Here is a 15,090-nt window from a genome sequence, read left to right on the forward strand (position 1 = left end):
CGACAGCCATGAACAAGCCAATCCTGCCGATGTCTTCTTATCAGTTGAAGCTGCCGACCGCCGATGGAGGCGTCGAGACCTATCGCCTGGCGACGTCGCGGTCCTTCCCGGCGAAACTCGAGGGCACGCTCAATCGCGTGGCGTTTTCTGCCGCGCATGTGGTGGCCGATCCGCGCGCCGACGTCGATCCGTGGCTCGGTGCTGCGATCGACTGGGACAGGACGATCGCGTTCCGCGAACATGTCTGGGACCTCGGGCTCGGCGTCGCCGAAGCCATGGACACCGCGCAGCGCGGCATGGGGCTCGACTGGAAAACCTCGCTGGAATTGATCGAGCGCTCGGTGAAGGCCGCGAAGACGAGAGGCAATGCGTTGGTGTTCTCCGGCGCGGGGACCGATCACCTCGCGGTGGAGGACGCCAGGTCGATCGACGACGTGATCCGGGCCTATGAGGAGCAGATAGCCGCGGTCGAGAAGGCCGGAGGCCGCATCATCCTGATGGCGTCGCGGGCGCTCGCAAAGCTCGGCCGTAGCGCGGAGGATTACGCCGATGTTTACAACCGCGTATTGTCGCAGGTCCGCGAGCCCGTGATCATCCACTGGCTTGGCGACATGTTTGATCCGGCGCTGGCCGGCTATTGGGGCACCGCCGAGCTCGACGAGGCGATGGATACGGCCGTTGCGATCATCAACGCCAATGCGGCCAAGGTCGACGGCGTGAAGGTGTCGCTGCTCGACAAGCAGCGCGAGATTGACATGCGCCGGCGGCTCGATGCGCGCGTCAGGATGTATACCGGCGACGACTTCAACTATGCCGAACTGATCGCCGGCGACGACAAGGGATATTCGCACGCGCTGCTTGGCATCTTCGATGCGATCGCGCCGGTGGCGTCCTATGCGTTGTCGCGACTCGCCGCGGGCGACGAGGCCGGCTTCCACGACGTGCTGGGCCCGACGGTGCCGCTGTCTCGCCACATCTTCAAGGCGCCGACGCGCTTCTACAAGACCGGCATCGTCTTCATGGCCTATCTCAACGGCCACCAGGATCATTTCACGATGGTTGGTGGCCAGGAGAGCGCACGCTCGACCCTGCATCTCGCCGAACTGTTCCGCCTCGCCGACAGGGCCGGATTGCTGGCCAATCCGGAACTCGCGACCCGTCGGATGACGACGTGGCTTGCCACGCGCGGCATTGACGCCTGATGCGTGATTTCTCGAACGATCATCGCTGGCTGTCGCTGAACACTGCGACGGTCCGCAAGCAGGGCAATCTCATTGAGATCATCGAAGCCTGCGCGCGTCACGGCATCCGCGCCATCGATCCCTGGCGGGACCAGGTCGCCGCCGTCGGGCTCGAGCGCGCCGTGCGCGCGGTGCGCGACGCCGGGCTCGATCTGTCAGGCTATTGCCGCGGCGGCATGTTCACGGCAGATGGCGCGCATCGCGGCGCGGCGCGCGACGACAACCGCCGCGCGGTGGATGAAGCGAGCGCGCTCGGGGCACCCTGCATCGTGCTCGTGGTCGGCGGCCTGCCACAATATTCGCGGCCGGGCAGCGCGGCGTCGAAGAATATCGCAGCGGCGCGCAGCCAGGTGCACGACGGCATCGCCGAGATGCTGGACTATGCGAAACAAGCCAAGCTGCCGCTCGCGATCGAGCCGCTGCATCCGGCCTATGCCGCCGACCGCGCCTGTGTGAACACGACGAGGCAGGCGCTCGACATCTGCGACGCGCTCGACCCCGCCGGCACCGGCGCGCTCGGCGTCGCGCTCGACGTCTATCACATCTGGTGGGATCCGGAGCTGCTGGGCCAAATTTCGCGCGCCGGAAGCAGACGCCTGCTTGCGTTCCATGTCTGCGACTGGCTGGTGCCGACCAAGGATATCCTCAACGACCGCGGCATGATGGGCGATGGCGTGATCGATATCAGGTCGATCCGCTCGGCCGTCGAGGCAGAGGGTTTTGCCGGCTATTCGGAGATCGAGATCTTTTCGAATGACTGGTGGGGCAGGCCAATGGATGCGGTCCTGCAGACCTGCATCGAACGGCACCGGACGATTGTTTGAGGCTCGCGGAGAGGGCAAGGCAAAGCGAAGCGCGCGCCTTCGCCCCATGGTCTGTCACGACTCCTCATCCCGATGCTCGATCTGCAGCGTGACGAGCCGCGCCAAGAGCGTTGCCGGATAGAGCTGGCCGAAGATCGCCTCGAGATTGCACAGGCTGCGCGCGATCGGATGCAGCGGCGCGACGTCGCCATAACCGGTCGTCGTGAGCGTGGCAAAACTGAAATAGATGACCCTGCTCGCCAGCGCCGGGCTGTCCTCCACCTTCATGCCGGGAAAGGCGTCAGGCGCCAGCGTGCCAATAAACGTGTACAGCGCCGAGAAGATTATGGCGACCGTGAGATAGAGCAGGACCGCGCCGACCACACGATGATAGGTGATGCGTCCCGGCGCGAATGTCGCGCGCGCCACTGTCACGGCCATGGTAATGCCGACGAGCAGCCAGGCGCCGGCGAACAGATTGAGGTCGAGGATCGAAGGCGAGCGCAACCTCAGGACCGCGCCCGTGACGATCATGACGAGCGCGACCAGCATCGCGATAACCGCGAGCGCGCTGCCTGACATCAGGAAGACGCCGCCGACCAGGACCAGCGCGAGCAAGAGCTCGAAAATCTGGAACTCGAACAGACCGAGCGCCTGCAACGGCGCCACCACGAACATCATGATCAGCATCAGGATCGTGAGGGCGGTGAGCAACGAATCGCCCCAGCGTTCGCGCAGTTGATCGATGCTCATCCAGTCACGCTTCTTTCCTGCCCTGCGGTCCGTAACGCCGGTGCCGCGCCAAACATTGATGCGCGGCAGTCACAAAGGCAAGACGGCGGCGCTGGCGTCGGGCGGTATCGCCCGGCGGTCCGGATCACGAGCGCGCGGGCCCTCAGGGGCTCGCGACCCAAACGTGTTGAAGCGCGCCTTCTGTTCGCCGCTCGGCGTGGCATCGAATTCGTCCGGCGCGGGCTCGATCAGCTTGGCCGCACTGGCGGCGGAATCGTTCGCTGTTTACCGCCGGCCGGCGTTGAGCCGACGCAACGAGTCGTCAGGAAAGATCATGCGTCAGGGTCGGCGCAATCCGATCCAGCGCCCAGTCGACCTGGTCGGCCGTGATCACCAGCGGCGGAGCGATGCGGATGGTGTTTTCGTGGGTGTCCTTGGCGAGCACGCCGCGCGCCTGCAGGGCCGTGCAATAGCGGCGAGCGCCGCCGGCCTCGGGGTGAAGCTCGACCGCCAGCATCAATCCGCGCCCGCGCACCTCGCGGATGATGTTGGCGCGGATGTCCTGCAGTCCTGCGAGAAAGCGCGCGCCCTGTTGCGCCGCGTTCTCGATCATGCCTTCCTCGACCAGCACGCGCAGCGCCGCCCGCGCCACCGCGCAGGCGAGCGGGTTGCCGCCGAACGTCGAACCGTGCTGGCCGGGTCGCAATGTGCCAAGCACGGCGTTGTTGGAAAGCACCGCCGACACCGGATAAAAGCCGCCCGACAGCGCCTTGCCGAGCAGCGTCACGTCGGCCTCGATGCCTTCGTGCTGCTCGGCGAGCAGTTTGCCGGTGCGCCCGAGCCCGGTCTGGATCTCGTCGAGCACCAGCATCACATTGTGCGCGCTGCAGAGCTCGCGCACGCGCGCGAAATAGCCCGGCGGGGGAATGACGACGCCGGCCTCGCCCTGGATCGGCTCGACCAGGAAGGCTGCGGTGTTCGGCGTGATCGCCTGCTCAAGCGCCGCCGCATCGCCGAACGGGATAATCTTGAAGCCCGGCGCGAAGGGTCCGAAATGCTCGCGCGTGCCCGGATCGGTCGAGAAGCCGACGATGCCGAGCGTGCGTCCATGGAAATTGTTGGCGCAGACGATGATCTCGGCCTGTCCGTCCGGCACGCCCTTCACTTCGTAGGCCCATTTGCGCACCGACTTGATCGCGCTTTCCACCGCCTCGGCGCCGCTGTTCATCGGCAGCACCTTGTGCGAGCCCGTCAGTTCGGCGAGCTCGCGGTAGAAGGGAGCGAGCTGGTCGTTGTGAAAGGCGCGCGATGTCAGCGTCAGCCGGCGCGCCTGCTCGATCATCGCTGCCAGGATCTTCGGATGGCAGTGGCCCTGGCTCACCGCCGAATAGGCCGAGAGGCAGTCGAGATACCGGTTGCCGTCGGTATCCCACACCCAAACGCCTTCGCCGCGGGACAGGACGACCCCGATCGGCTCGTAATTGTAAGTGCCGAAGCGCGCTTCGGTTGCGACGAAATCAGCGACCGACGAACTCATCCGCGTCACCTCCGCGGCAGCGTCCCTGAAGATTACACCAACTTGCGCCTGCCCGTTGATTTGGGCATTCGTCCGTCCACAGGGAAGTGTTGTCGCGGCCTAAAATTCGCGCCGAAAGGCGGCCTATGCGTTGATGCTGCAGGGCACGCTGAGAAAGCCGCGGAAGCGGACGCGGCCGCCACGCACCGGCTCGCCCGCGAGCGCATAATCCGGGAAGCGATGGAGGAACCGCGAGATCGCGACCGCGCCTTCGAGCCGCGCCAGCGCCATCCCGGCGCATTGATGCGCGCCGGTGCCGAAGGCGAGATGGCGGTTCGGCGCGCGCGCGACGTCGAAGCTTTCGGGATTGGCGAATTGCGCGGGATCCCGGTTGGCGGCGCCGATGCATAGCGTCACTGGTGTGCCCGGCGGCATCTTGATGTCGCCAAGCTCGGTCTCTTCCACGATCATGCGGTTGCCGAGCTGGTTCGAGCTTTCATATCGCAGCATCTCCTCGACCGCGGTTTTGATCAACTCGGAATCCGCGATCAGACGCGCCTTCTGCTCGGGATAGTCCAGCAGCGTCACAAGGCCGTTGCCGATCAGATTGGTCGTGGTCTCGTGCCCTGCGTTGAGCAGAAAGATGCAGTTGTGCAAGAGCTCCTTCGCGCTCAGCCGTTCGCCATTGTCCTCCCCCTGGATCAGCCGCGTCAGCACATCGCGCTCGGGGTTGCCCGGCCTGGCGCGGCGGCGTTCGACCAGGGTTTCGAGATATGCGAGGAAGTCCTTGACGGCCGTGTTGCCGCGGTCGAACGCCTCCTTGCCGATCACGGGCTCGAGCGCCCCCAGGATTGCGAGCGACCAGTCACGCAACGGCTCGCGCTCGTCACGCGGTACATCAAGCAGGTTTCCGATCACCTCGACGGGAATTGCGGCGGCAAAATCGCCGATCAGGTCGAAGCGCTCCTTTGCGGCGATTCGGTCGAGCAGGCCGTCGACCAGCGCGATCAAGGTCGGTTCCAGCCCCGCGATCGCCCGCGGCGACAATGCGCCCATGATCAGCCGCCGCACCCGCGTGTGCGCCGGCGGATCGTTGAAGACGAGGCTTGTCGTATGGTGCTCGTAGAGCAGGGAGTCGCCGTATTTGGGCAGAAACTCCTTCCGCTTGTCTGATGAGAACGCCCTGGTGTTCTTGTAGGCGGTGACAAGATCGTCATAGCGGGTCAGGAAATAGGAGCCGTTCGGCATCCGCTTGACCGGCATGTTCTCGCGGAGAGCACGATAGGTGGGGTAGGGGTTGGCGTAAAACTCCGCCGTCAGGTGTTCCAGGTCGAAACCGTCAGCCAGCTCTCGTGCGTGCACAGTCATGCCGGATGCCCAAGCCTGATTAGTTTCATCTGCAACTATCGTAAGCCCAGGGCCGCCGGCGCGCAACCCAATTCGCCGCGCGCGCCGAGGACGCGTATCGCAAGCCTGCGCTGGGAGAAAATCGCAGAGCCATATGCGGTTTTGCGCTTTGATGAAGGGCGCCGGCCCATCTACATTCCGCCAAAGACATTCTGCTGATTGGAAACGCCAATGCACGCCCGCGTCGAGACTGCGGCCTCCTGGCCCGAGGAGATCTTTGCCATATTGCAGCGCTTCGAGGTGTGCCAGGTGCCCTACGTACCTGACGCCGGACATTCGCAATTGATCGAGAGCGTGCTGAGTTCCTCGACCATGCGCGGAATCGCGCTGACGACTGAGGAAGAGGGCGTGGCGTTGCTTGCGGGCGCCTGGGCCGGTGGCCAGCGTGGCGTGCTGCTGATGCAGTCGAGCGGGGTCGGCAACTGTATCAACATGCTGTCGCTCACGCAGATATTCCGCTTCCCGTTCCTCACGCTGGTCACGATGCGCGGCGAATGGGGCGAGTTCAATCCATGGCAAGTGCCGATGGGATCGAGCACCCAGGCGGTGTTCGAACTGGCCGGTGTCAAGGTGCTGCGCGCCTCGCGCCCGGACGAGGTGCGTGAGGTTGTCGAGGCCGGCGCCTCGCAGGCCTACAATGCCTGCACGCCAACTGCCGTGTTGTTGTCGCAGCGTCTGATCGGGGCAAAGGTCTTCACCAAATGAGCAAAGCCAATCTCCTCGACCGCCGCGCCGTCGTTTCGCGACTGCTCAAGGACAGAAAGGGCGCCATCGCCGTCGGCGGTCTCGGCGCCTCGACCTACGACATCGCGGCCGCCGGCGATCACGATCGCAACTTCTACCTGTGGGGCGGCATGGGCGGCGCCGTGATGATCGGCCTTGGGCTCGCGCTGGCGCAGCCGACCCTCCCGGTGGTCGTGATTACCGGCGACGGCGAGATGCTCATGGGCATGGGCAGCCTCGCCACCGTCGGCCTGCAGAAGCCGGCCAATCTCTCGATCATTGTCCTGGACAATGAGGCTTATGGCGAGACCGGGGGCCAGGTCAGCCATACTGCCGCTTCCGCCGACCTTGTCGGCGTCGCCAAGGCGTGTGGGGTCCTGGACTCCAGGGCGATCTCGACCATGTCGGAGGTTGAGGCTTTTGCCGCGTCTTTACATGACGTTAGAGGTGGGCCGCGGTTCGCGAACGTCAAGATCGACGGCGCCAATCTGGAACGGGTGCTGTCCAGCCGAGACGGCGCCTATATCGTCAACCGCATCCGCGGGTCGTTAGGACACACCCCGATCTAAAACCGCCTTCGCGGTGCGATAAAATCTTGACATTCGGCGAGGTGAGTGATTACTCACACTCCCAAATGTCGACCTTACGCATGACCAGTGACCTTCGGCGTCAGTTGATTCTGAGCGCCGCCAAGCGGTGTTTCGCCCGCAACGGCTTCGCCGGCACCACGACGAAGAGCGTGGCGGCCGCGGCCGCCATTTCGGAAGGGCTGCTGTTCAAGCATTTCCCGTCGAAGGCCGCGCTCTACGCCGAGATTCTTGCAGAAGAGTGCGAGGCCGATCCCGATCTCGCGCATCTGCTTGGTCAGGCGCCATCGACCGCGACGCTGGTCGAACTGGTTCGGGGCATGGTCGGCCACTTCATGCGGCTCCGTGACGCGCCGGACCACGAAGAGACGCAGCGGATGCGGCTGATGGTGACGAGCCATCTCGACGATGGCGAGTTCGCGCGGCTGCTCTATGACAAGGTCGGCAAGCTGATCGGACCAACCTTCGCGGCGTCGATCGAGAGCGCGATTGGCGCCGGCGATGCCTCGCGCATCGCCGGCGAGCCGCTCAACCTGTTCTGGTTTGCTCATCACACGGTGCTGATGGCGGCGCTGGCAAGCCTGCCCGCGACACCGTGCCTCGTCTACGGCGATGCCGCACACACTGACTTGCAGCTCTGTCAATTCATTCTCCGCGGCATTGGACTCAACGAAGCCGCTATTGCCGCACATTTGGGCCACAAGCCGTCACCGTGGCAGGGACCGTCGGTAACTGCAGAAAGTGCATAACATGAATATTCAGACCGAAAGCCATATCTCGGGGAAACCGATCAACGAGAAGACGCTCAGGCGGCCTGTCCGCATGGTGCGCTGGTTCATTATCGTCGGCACCCTGCTGGCCGTGGTGGTTGGCGGTCTCGTCTGGTTCAACTCGTTTCGCGGCAAGATGGTCGCGCAATTCTTCGCCAACAACAAACCGCCGCCGGCGAGCGTCAGCGTGGTCGAGACGAAGTCCGAGGCCATTCCGAATCTGTTGACGGCGGTTGGCGATCTCGTCGCGGTGCACCAGGTCAACGTCACCTCGGACGTATCCGGTCGCATCACCGAGATCCTGTTCAAGGCCGGAAGCCATGTCACGGCGGGCACGCCGCTCGTGCAATTGTTCGACGCACCCGAACAGGGTGATCTCGCCAACTTCAAGGCGCAGGCGACGATGGCACAGCTCTCGCTCGATCGTGCCAAGCAACTCGCAGCGCGCCAGTTCGGGCCGCAGGCGACCGTCGACCAGGCCCAGTCGGCATTCGACCAGGCCAATGCGGGCATTGCCAAGACCGAGGCGATCATCTCGCAGAAGTTGGTGCGGGCGCCCTTCGAGGGTGATCTCGGCGTTCGGCAAGTCGAGGTCGGCCAGTACTTGACGGCTGGTACGCAGATTGTGTCGCTGACCGATCTGTCGGTGCTCTATGCGAACCTGACCGTCACCGAGAAGCAAAGCTCGCAGATCCAGGTTGGCCAGACCGTGCGGGTCGCGGTCGATGCCTATCCGGGCCGCACTTTCGAGGGCAAGATCACAACCATCGAGCCGCAGATCTCGACCGATACCCGCAACATCCGCGTTCAGGCGACGATCCACAATCCCGATAGCATTCTCAAGCCCGGTATGTTCGCGACGACCACGATCGTGCTGCCGGAGAAGCCGCCGGTCCTTACGGTTCCCGAAACGGCCGTCGATTACACGCTGTACGGCGATTCGGTCTTCCTGATCACCGAGAAGAAAGAGGATGATGGCAAGACCAGCCTGACCGCGGTGCGCACCTTCGTGAAGACCGGCAACCGCGTCGGCGGCCGCGTCGAGATACTCAAGGGCCTCAATCCCAACGACCGCGTCGTCGCCGTCGGGCAGATCAAGCTGCAATCGGGAATTCCGGTGTCGATCTCGACCGATCCGCCCCCGCCGATACCGGCCCAGCCGCCGCGTTACTGACCGAATCACCTGAATTTCGGAGGGCCATTGGCCGGCCCTCCGCACCGCGTTGCCGCAATCGGCAGACAAAAGAATAGGTTGGCGATGAGTTTCACTGATATTTTCATCAAGCGCCCGGTGTTATCGGTCGTCGTCAGTCTGCTGATCCTGTTGATCGGTCTGCGCGCCGCAATGACGCTGCCAATACGGCAGTACCCGAACCTGTCCAACACCGTGGTGACGATCACCACGTCGTATCCCGGCGCATCGGCGGACCTGATCCAGGGCTTCATCACCACCCCGATCGAGCAGGCCGTCGCCTCCGCCGAGGGTGTCGACTACATCACCTCGTCGTCGGTGCTCGGCACCTCGACGATTCAGGTCTACGTCAAGCTCAACTTCAATCCGAACCAGGCGCTGACCGAGGTGCTCGCCAAGGTCAACTCGGTCAAATACCTGATCCCGAAGGAAGCCTTCGACCCGGTCGTGAGCAAGGCGACCGGCGACACCATCGCGGTGATGTATCTCGGCTTCTCCAGCGAGGAACTGACGGGGTCGGCGATCTCGGACTATCTGACGCGCGTCGTGCAGCCGGTGCTGTCGACGGTCGATGGCGTCGCATCCGCCGACATCCTGGGCGGCCAGACCTTTGCGATGCGGCTGTGGCTCGATCCGATCCGCATGGCCGGGCGCGGCGTGTCTCCGAACGACGTTGCGGCCGCGATCGCCGCCAACAACTTCCAGGCGGCCGCCGGCCAGACCAAGGGTTATTTCATCGTCTCCAACGTCTCGGCCAACACCGACCTCCAGAGCATCGACCAGTTCAAGCGGATGATCGTCAAGTCGAAGGACGGCGGCTTCGTCCGCGTCGAGGACATCGCGACGGTCGAACTCGCGGCCCAGAGCACGGATGCCAGCGTCGCCTTCAACGGCGAGCATGCGATCTTCATCGGCATCAAGGCGACCCCGCAGGGCAATCCACTGACGCTGGTCAAGGGCGTGCGCGCGCTGTTCCCCGAGCTTGAACGCAACCTGCCGCCCTCGATGAAGATGAAGGTGGCCTACGATTCCACCAAGTTCATTCAGTCGTCGATCGACGAGGTTCAGAAGACGCTGGGCGAGGCGGTGCTGATCGTCGTGATCGTGATCTTCCTGTTCCTGGCCTCGATACGGTCGGTGATCATTCCGGTCGTCACCATTCCACTGTCGCTGATCGGCGTCTGCATCCTGATGCTTGCTGCCGGCTTCAGCTTTAACCTGCTGACCCTGCTCGCCATGGTGCTGGCGATCGGCCTCGTGGTCGACGACGCCATCGTGGTGGTGGAAAACATTCACCGCCACCTCGAGGAGGGCATGCCACCGGTGCAGGCATCGCTGAAGGGAGCTCGCGAGATCGTGGGGCCCGTCGTCTCGATGACGATCACGCTCGCCGCGGTGTACGCCCCGATCGGCTTTCTCGGCGGCGTGACCGGCACGCTGTTCCGCGAATTCGCATTCACGCTCGCAGGCTCGGTGATCGTGTCAGGCGTAATCGCGCTGACGCTGTCGCCGATGATGTGCTCGGTGTTTCTCAAGAGCGCCGAGGAAGGACGTTTCTCCCGGCTCGTCAATCGCGTCTTCGGCGCGGTGACACGCGCCTACGGCCGCCAGCTCGACCGCTCGCTCGACTATCGGCCGATCACGGGACTGTTCGCGGTAACCATCCTCGGCCTCGTTGGCTTCCTCTACATGCACACCTCGAAGGAGCTGGCACCCCAGGAAGACCAGGGCATTGTGTTCGCAATTACCAAGGCGCCGAAATACGCCAACATCGACTACATCGACTTCTATGGCGACAAGATCGACAAGGAATTCCAGAAGATTCCCGAGACTGACCTGCGCTTCGTCCTGAACGGCATCACTGGTCCGCAGGGTGGCTTCGCAGGCATGCTGCTCAAGCCGTGGGATGAGCGCAAGCGCACGGCGCAGCAACTGCAGCCGCTGGTGCAGGCGGAGCTATCGAAGATCGAGGGTGTCAACGCATTCGCATTCAGCCTGCCGCCGTTGCCCGGCGGCCCCGGCGGTTTGCCGGTTCAGATGGTCATCAACTCGACTGCCGGGTTCCAGGCAGTCTACGAGGAGATGGCGAAGCTGAAGGACGCCGCGCGCAAGAGCGGCCTGTTCATCGTCACCGACAGCGATCTCGAGTTCAACCAGCCGGTGGTCCGCGTGACGGTCGACCGTTCCAAGGCGAGCGACCTCGGCATCACGATGCAGTCGATCGGCGGCGCGCTGGCGACGCTGCTCGGCGGCAACTATGTCAACCGCTTCAACCTGGAAGGACGCTCCTATCAGGTGATTCCGCAGGTGCCGCGGGACAAGCGGCTCGCGCCGGAGTCGCTTGACAACTACTATGTCCCGAGCACGACCGGGCGGCTGGTGCGACTGTCGACCGTGGTATCGGTCCAGACCGGCATCGATCCGAACGCGCTGACCCATTACAATCAGCTTAACTCGGCGACGTTCCAGGCCGTGCCGATGCCCGGCGTTTCGATGGGACAGGCGGTCGAGTTTCTGGAAAGCCAGGCCAAAAAGCTGCCCTCCGGCTTCAGCCACGACTTCCTGGCCGACTCCCGGCAATACGTCCAGGAGGGCAATCAGCTTGTGATCACCTTCGCGTTCGCGATCATCATCATCTTCCTGGTGCTGGCGGCGCAGTTCGAAAGCCTGCGCGATCCCTTCGTGATCATGATCAGTGTGCCGATGGCGATCGTCGGCGCCATGATCCCGCTGTTCTTCGGCGTTGCGACCATGAACATCTACACCCAGGTCGGGCTGTTGACGCTGGTCGGGCTGATCACCAAGCACGGCATCCTGATGGTGGAGTTTGCCAACGAACTGCAGGTCAACGAGGGGCTCGACCGCCGCTCGGCAATCGAGATGGCCGCGCGTATCCGGCTGCGTCCGATCCTGATGACGACGGCGGCCATGGTGACGGGCCTCTTGCCGCTGCTGACGGCCACCGGCGCCGGCGCTGCCAGCCGCTTTTCGATCGGCCTCGTCGTGGTGGCCGGTATGACGATCGGCACGCTGTTCACACTGTTCGTGCTGCCGGCGGTCTACACGTTGATCGCGACCGACCACCAGGCCAAGGCCGGCTCCAACCGGGCGAAGCAGATCGCCGATTTCGATCTGGGTGGGCGGCAGGCCCTGAAACCGACCTGAGCCCTCCAAGCTCATGCTCGACGGAAAGGCGGCACTGGCGAAAGCCATTGCCGCCTTTTCTCTGTGCCGTAATATCCTGCGCCGGCAGCGGCCGAGCAGGGGGGGCGGTAGCTGGCTTTTTTGTTCTGACGCGTTTTCTTCACGCCGACCGGAACTCCACTGCGCCTGAAAACGCTATTGGTTTCGCCTGACAAGATCTGGAGGAACAGACATGGTGAGCGATTTTGCGGCCGGCAATTACCGGTTCATTCCCGCGGTCTTTCAGTATTCGAGCGGCGTTGCGGCGAGTTCCGGTTACGAAATCGAGCGGGTCCGTTTCGACAAGCCCGTGCCGCTCGCCGAAGGGTTTGCGCGGATCGCGACCTATATCCAGGCCGCCGGGCGGCCGCTGACCTCGTTTTGCGCCTGCGAGCTGCGTTCCCCGGCCGCCTTCACCGAGGAAGGCTTTCGCGCCTTCAACCAGCACTATGTGAAGACGCTGGCGGAATGGCGGATCTACGACGGCACCACCAACCCGGTGGCGCGCAGCAATGTCTGCCCCGAGATTGATCCTCCGGCCGAGCCGTCGTTCTACGCATTCTCGTTCACGCGGCCGGCTTCGGGCCCCTCACCGACCTTCGTGATCGCCGGCAGCGGCGAGTCGCAGGAGGGCAATGCGAGCTATGCCGAGCGGACCGTGCGCTACCGCGACGTTAGCCCCGAAGGCATCGCGGAGAAGGTCCGTTATGTCGTTAGCGTAATGGAAAAGCGCATGGGCGAGTTCGACGTGGGCTGGAAGGACGCCACCGCCGTGCAGACCTACACCGTGCATGATTTCCATCCGGTGTTTGCCGCAACGCTGGTCCGCCGCGGCGCCGCGCGCTCCGGCCTCACCTGGTACTTCGCGCGTCCGCCGGTGATCGATCTCGAATACGAGATGGATTGCAGGCGGGTGTTGCGGGAGGTGGTGGTCTGAGCCGAAAAATGAGTTTGCCAGACCCGTCATCCTGAGCAGCGCGGGAACGAGCGTCTCGAACGATGCACGGCCCCGCTGGTGGCCGTCGTGCTTCGAGACGGCCGCTGGCGCGGCCTCCTCAGCATGATGGGAAAGGATACGTGCTCGCCGCGCGAGATCTACCGTGCCTTCGGATCCAGCGCGTCGCGCAGGCCGTCGCCGACCAGGTTGAAGCTGAGCACGACGAGGAAGATCGCAAGCCCCGGCCAGATCGCCATCCACGGCGCATTGGTGAGGAAGCGCTGGGCGGCGTTGAGCATGCTGCCCCACGACGGGGCTGGTGGCTGCTGGCCGAGGCCGAGGAAGGAGAGTGCGGCCTCCGCGATGATCGCGGCGGCGATCGAGAGCGTCGCCTGCACCAGGAGCGCCGGCAGGATGTTCGGCAGGATGTGAAACAGCGCGATGCGCCAGCGCGGATTGCCCATGGCGCGCGCTGCCTCGACATAATCCTCGACCTTGACGCTCATCACCTGCCCGCGGGTAAGGCGGATGAAAATCGGCGTCGCCGAGACGCCGATCGCGATCATGGCGTTGCCGAGGCTCGGCCCAAGGAAGGCGGCAAGCGCGATCGCCAGGATCAGGAACGGGCAAGCCAGCATCGCGTCGGTGATACGGCTGATCAGCGCGTCGATGAAGCCGCCACGATAGCCGGCGAGCAGACCTAGCGGAACGCCGATGGTCAACGCGATACCGACCGAGATTGTCCCTGCAAGCAGTGAGGCGCGCGCGCCGAACACGACACGGGCGAGCACGTCGCGGCCGAGCTCGTCGGTGCCGAACCAGTGCTGTGCCGACGGAGCCTTCCGCACCAGCGACCAGCTCGTCGCGATGGGATCGTAGGGCACGATCAGCGGTGCAAAGACCGCCATCAGAACGAAGATCATGATTACGGTAAGGCCGACGACGGCGCCCTTGCGCTTGATGAGCCGCCGCCAGGCGCGGCGCGCCGGACTCTCCAACTCGTCGGAAGCGGCGAGGGAAACGGTGCCGAGTACGGTTTCGGTCATCACCTAGCCCCTCAGCCGCGGGTTGACGAGGATGTAGGCGATGTCAGCAATGAGATTGAGGGTGATGTAGATTGTCGCGGTCGTCAGCACGACACCCTGCACGACGGCGTAGTCGCGGTTGAAGACGGCATCGACGATCAGTTTGCCGAAACCGGGGATCGAGAAGATCTGCTCGGTCAGGACCGCGCCCGACAGCAGCGTGCCGAGCTCGAGGGCCCCGAGCGTGATGATCGGCGTCAGCGCGTTGCGCATCGCATGCTTGAGGATCACCGAACGTTCGGAAAGACCCTTGGCGCGGGCGGTACGGACATAGTCGCTCTCCAGCACCTGTAGCATCGCGCTGCGAGTATGCCGCATCAGGATCGCGGCAATTGCGTTGCCGAGCACGAAGGCAGGCATGATTGTCGCGGCGATGCTGGCGCGCCAGTTCTCGCTCAGCGGCACGTAGCCGGAAGCCGGCAGCCATCCCAATTCGATGGAAAACAGGAAGATCAGCATGATCCCGAGCCAGAAGTTCGGCGTCGAGATGCCCCATAGCGCGAACAGATTGGCGCCGTAGTCCCAGGCCGTGCCCTTCTTCACCGCCGAGACGATGCCGGCGGGGATGCCGATCAGGAACGCGATCACGATTGCCATGCCCGCGAGCTGCAGCGTCACCGGCAGCTTCTGCGCGATCAGGGTCAGGACCGGCATCTTGTTGCGCAGCGATTCACCGAAATCGCCGGACAGCACGCCCTTGATCCAGTAGACATACTGCACCGGGATCGGCTGATCGAGCCGGTACTGCGCGCGAATCTGCGCGATCACGGCGGGATCGCGCTCCTCGCCGGCCATGACGAGGGCCGGATCGCCCGGCAGCAATTGCTGCAGCGAGAAGATCAGGATCGACACGAAGAACAGCGTCGGGACAAGCTGAACCAGCCGTCTGGCGAGGAAGTTCAGCATCGTCCGCC

The 15,090-nt window shown here is 64.0% G+C and carries 13 protein-coding genes; 8 read left to right on the forward strand and 5 right to left on the reverse strand.

The window, feature by feature from the left end; translation table 11 throughout:
* Window positions 1–8 precede the first annotated feature (8 nt).
* Window positions 9–1,202 (forward strand): dihydrodipicolinate synthase family protein, encoded by a 1,194-nt coding sequence (locus JQ553_RS14865; RefSeq protein WP_212500699.1) that lies wholly within the window; start codon window positions 9–11, stop codon window positions 1,200–1,202.
* Window positions 1,202–2,065 carry a sugar phosphate isomerase/epimerase gene (locus JQ553_RS14870; RefSeq protein ID WP_212500700.1) on the forward strand — a complete coding sequence of 288 codons (864 nt, stop codon included), beginning with the start codon at window positions 1,202–1,204 and terminating at the stop codon, window positions 2,063–2,065. The genes JQ553_RS14865 and JQ553_RS14870 overlap by 1 nt, the downstream gene beginning before the upstream one ends.
* Window positions 2,066–2,119: 54 nt before the next feature.
* Here JQ553_RS14870 and JQ553_RS14875 read toward each other — a convergent pair whose 3' ends face one another.
* From JQ553_RS14875 to JQ553_RS14885, 3 genes are all read right to left on the reverse strand, one after another.
* Window positions 2,120–2,797, reverse strand: a complete 678-nt coding sequence (locus tag JQ553_RS14875; RefSeq protein WP_212500701.1) for a potassium channel family protein — start codon at window positions 2,795–2,797, stop codon at window positions 2,120–2,122.
* Between the two features lie 301 nt (window positions 2,798–3,098).
* Window positions 3,099–4,313, reverse strand: coding sequence for an ornithine--oxo-acid transaminase (rocD, locus tag JQ553_RS14880; RefSeq protein WP_212500702.1), 1,215 nt, complete (start codon window positions 4,311–4,313; stop codon window positions 3,099–3,101).
* A gap of 123 nt (window positions 4,314–4,436) precedes the next feature.
* Window positions 4,437–5,660, reverse strand: coding sequence for a cytochrome P450 (locus tag JQ553_RS14885; protein WP_212500703.1), 1,224 nt, complete (start codon window positions 5,658–5,660; stop codon window positions 4,437–4,439).
* A gap of 210 nt (window positions 5,661–5,870) precedes the next feature.
* Here JQ553_RS14885 and JQ553_RS14890 point away from each other — a divergent pair, with 210 nt between their 5' ends.
* From JQ553_RS14890 to JQ553_RS14915, 6 genes are all read left to right on the forward strand, one after another.
* On the forward strand, window positions 5,871–6,404 hold the full coding sequence (locus JQ553_RS14890; protein ID WP_212500704.1) for a thiamine pyrophosphate-binding protein: 534 nt from the start codon (window positions 5,871–5,873) through the stop codon (window positions 6,402–6,404).
* Window positions 6,401–6,991: a thiamine pyrophosphate-dependent enzyme gene (locus tag JQ553_RS14895; RefSeq protein ID WP_212500705.1), complete on the forward strand. Its 591-nt coding sequence runs from the start codon at window positions 6,401–6,403 to the stop codon at window positions 6,989–6,991. Before JQ553_RS14890 ends, JQ553_RS14895 begins: the two co-directional genes overlap by 4 nt.
* Window positions 6,992–7,056: 65 nt before the next feature.
* Complete coding sequence (locus tag JQ553_RS14900; RefSeq protein WP_212500706.1) at window positions 7,057–7,758, forward strand: TetR/AcrR family transcriptional regulator; 702 nt, start codon at window positions 7,057–7,059, stop codon at window positions 7,756–7,758.
* Window position 7,759: 1 nt separating this feature from the next.
* On the forward strand, window positions 7,760–8,953 hold the full coding sequence (locus tag JQ553_RS14905; RefSeq protein ID WP_212500707.1) for an efflux RND transporter periplasmic adaptor subunit: 1,194 nt from the start codon (window positions 7,760–7,762) through the stop codon (window positions 8,951–8,953).
* 84 nt (window positions 8,954–9,037) lie between these two features.
* Window positions 9,038–12,136, forward strand: coding sequence for a MexW/MexI family multidrug efflux RND transporter permease subunit (locus tag JQ553_RS14910; RefSeq protein ID WP_212500708.1), 3,099 nt, complete (start codon window positions 9,038–9,040; stop codon window positions 12,134–12,136).
* A 211-nt stretch (window positions 12,137–12,347) separates the two neighbouring features.
* Complete coding sequence (locus tag JQ553_RS14915) at window positions 12,348–13,091, forward strand: hypothetical protein (RefSeq protein WP_212500709.1); 744 nt, start codon at window positions 12,348–12,350, stop codon at window positions 13,089–13,091.
* A 158-nt stretch (window positions 13,092–13,249) separates the two neighbouring features.
* Here the strand turns inward: JQ553_RS14915 and JQ553_RS14920 are convergent, their stop codons facing one another.
* Both JQ553_RS14920 and JQ553_RS14925 read right to left on the reverse strand, forming a co-directional pair.
* On the reverse strand, window positions 13,250–14,137 hold the full coding sequence (locus JQ553_RS14920; RefSeq protein WP_212500710.1) for an ABC transporter permease: 888 nt from the start codon (window positions 14,135–14,137) through the stop codon (window positions 13,250–13,252).
* A gap of 3 nt (window positions 14,138–14,140) precedes the next feature.
* The gene (locus JQ553_RS14925) at window positions 14,141–15,082 is read right to left on the reverse strand and encodes an ABC transporter permease (protein WP_212500711.1); all 942 of its coding nucleotides are present in this window, start codon (window positions 15,080–15,082) and stop codon (window positions 14,141–14,143) included.
* Window positions 15,083–15,090: the final 8 nt, after the last annotated feature.

The organism is Bradyrhizobium lablabi (assembly GCF_018131005.1).
In the GTDB taxonomy this organism is placed as follows: domain Bacteria; phylum Pseudomonadota; class Alphaproteobacteria; order Rhizobiales; family Xanthobacteraceae; genus Bradyrhizobium; species Bradyrhizobium lablabi_D.

Bases quoted from the DNA above. Each gene is read 5' to 3' on its own strand.
- JQ553_RS14865 (WP_212500699.1), top strand. From the start codon at position 9: ATGAACAAGCCAATCCTGCCGATGTCTTCTTATCAGTTGAAGCTGCCG.
- JQ553_RS14870 (WP_212500700.1), top strand. From the start codon at position 1,202: ATGCGTGATTTCTCGAACGATCATCGCTGGCTGTCGCTGAACACTGCG.
- JQ553_RS14875 (WP_212500701.1), bottom strand. From the start codon at position 2,797: ATGAGCATCGATCAACTGCGCGAACGCTGGGGCGATTCGTTGCTCACC.
- rocD (WP_212500702.1), bottom strand. From the start codon at position 4,313: ATGAGTTCGTCGGTCGCTGATTTCGTCGCAACCGAAGCGCGCTTCGGC.
- JQ553_RS14885 (WP_212500703.1), bottom strand. From the start codon at position 5,660: ATGACTGTGCACGCACGAGAGCTGGCTGACGGTTTCGACCTGGAACAC.
- JQ553_RS14890 (WP_212500704.1), top strand. From the start codon at position 5,871: ATGCACGCCCGCGTCGAGACTGCGGCCTCCTGGCCCGAGGAGATCTTT.
- JQ553_RS14895 (WP_212500705.1), top strand. From the start codon at position 6,401: ATGAGCAAAGCCAATCTCCTCGACCGCCGCGCCGTCGTTTCGCGACTG.
- JQ553_RS14900 (WP_212500706.1), top strand. From the start codon at position 7,057: ATGTCGACCTTACGCATGACCAGTGACCTTCGGCGTCAGTTGATTCTG.
- JQ553_RS14905 (WP_212500707.1), top strand. From the start codon at position 7,760: ATGAATATTCAGACCGAAAGCCATATCTCGGGGAAACCGATCAACGAG.
- JQ553_RS14910 (WP_212500708.1), top strand. From the start codon at position 9,038: ATGAGTTTCACTGATATTTTCATCAAGCGCCCGGTGTTATCGGTCGTC.
- JQ553_RS14915 (WP_212500709.1), top strand. From the start codon at position 12,348: ATGGTGAGCGATTTTGCGGCCGGCAATTACCGGTTCATTCCCGCGGTC.
- JQ553_RS14920 (WP_212500710.1), bottom strand. From the start codon at position 14,137: ATGACCGAAACCGTACTCGGCACCGTTTCCCTCGCCGCTTCCGACGAG.
- JQ553_RS14925 (WP_212500711.1), bottom strand. From the start codon at position 15,082: ATGCTGAACTTCCTCGCCAGACGGCTGGTTCAGCTTGTCCCGACGCTG.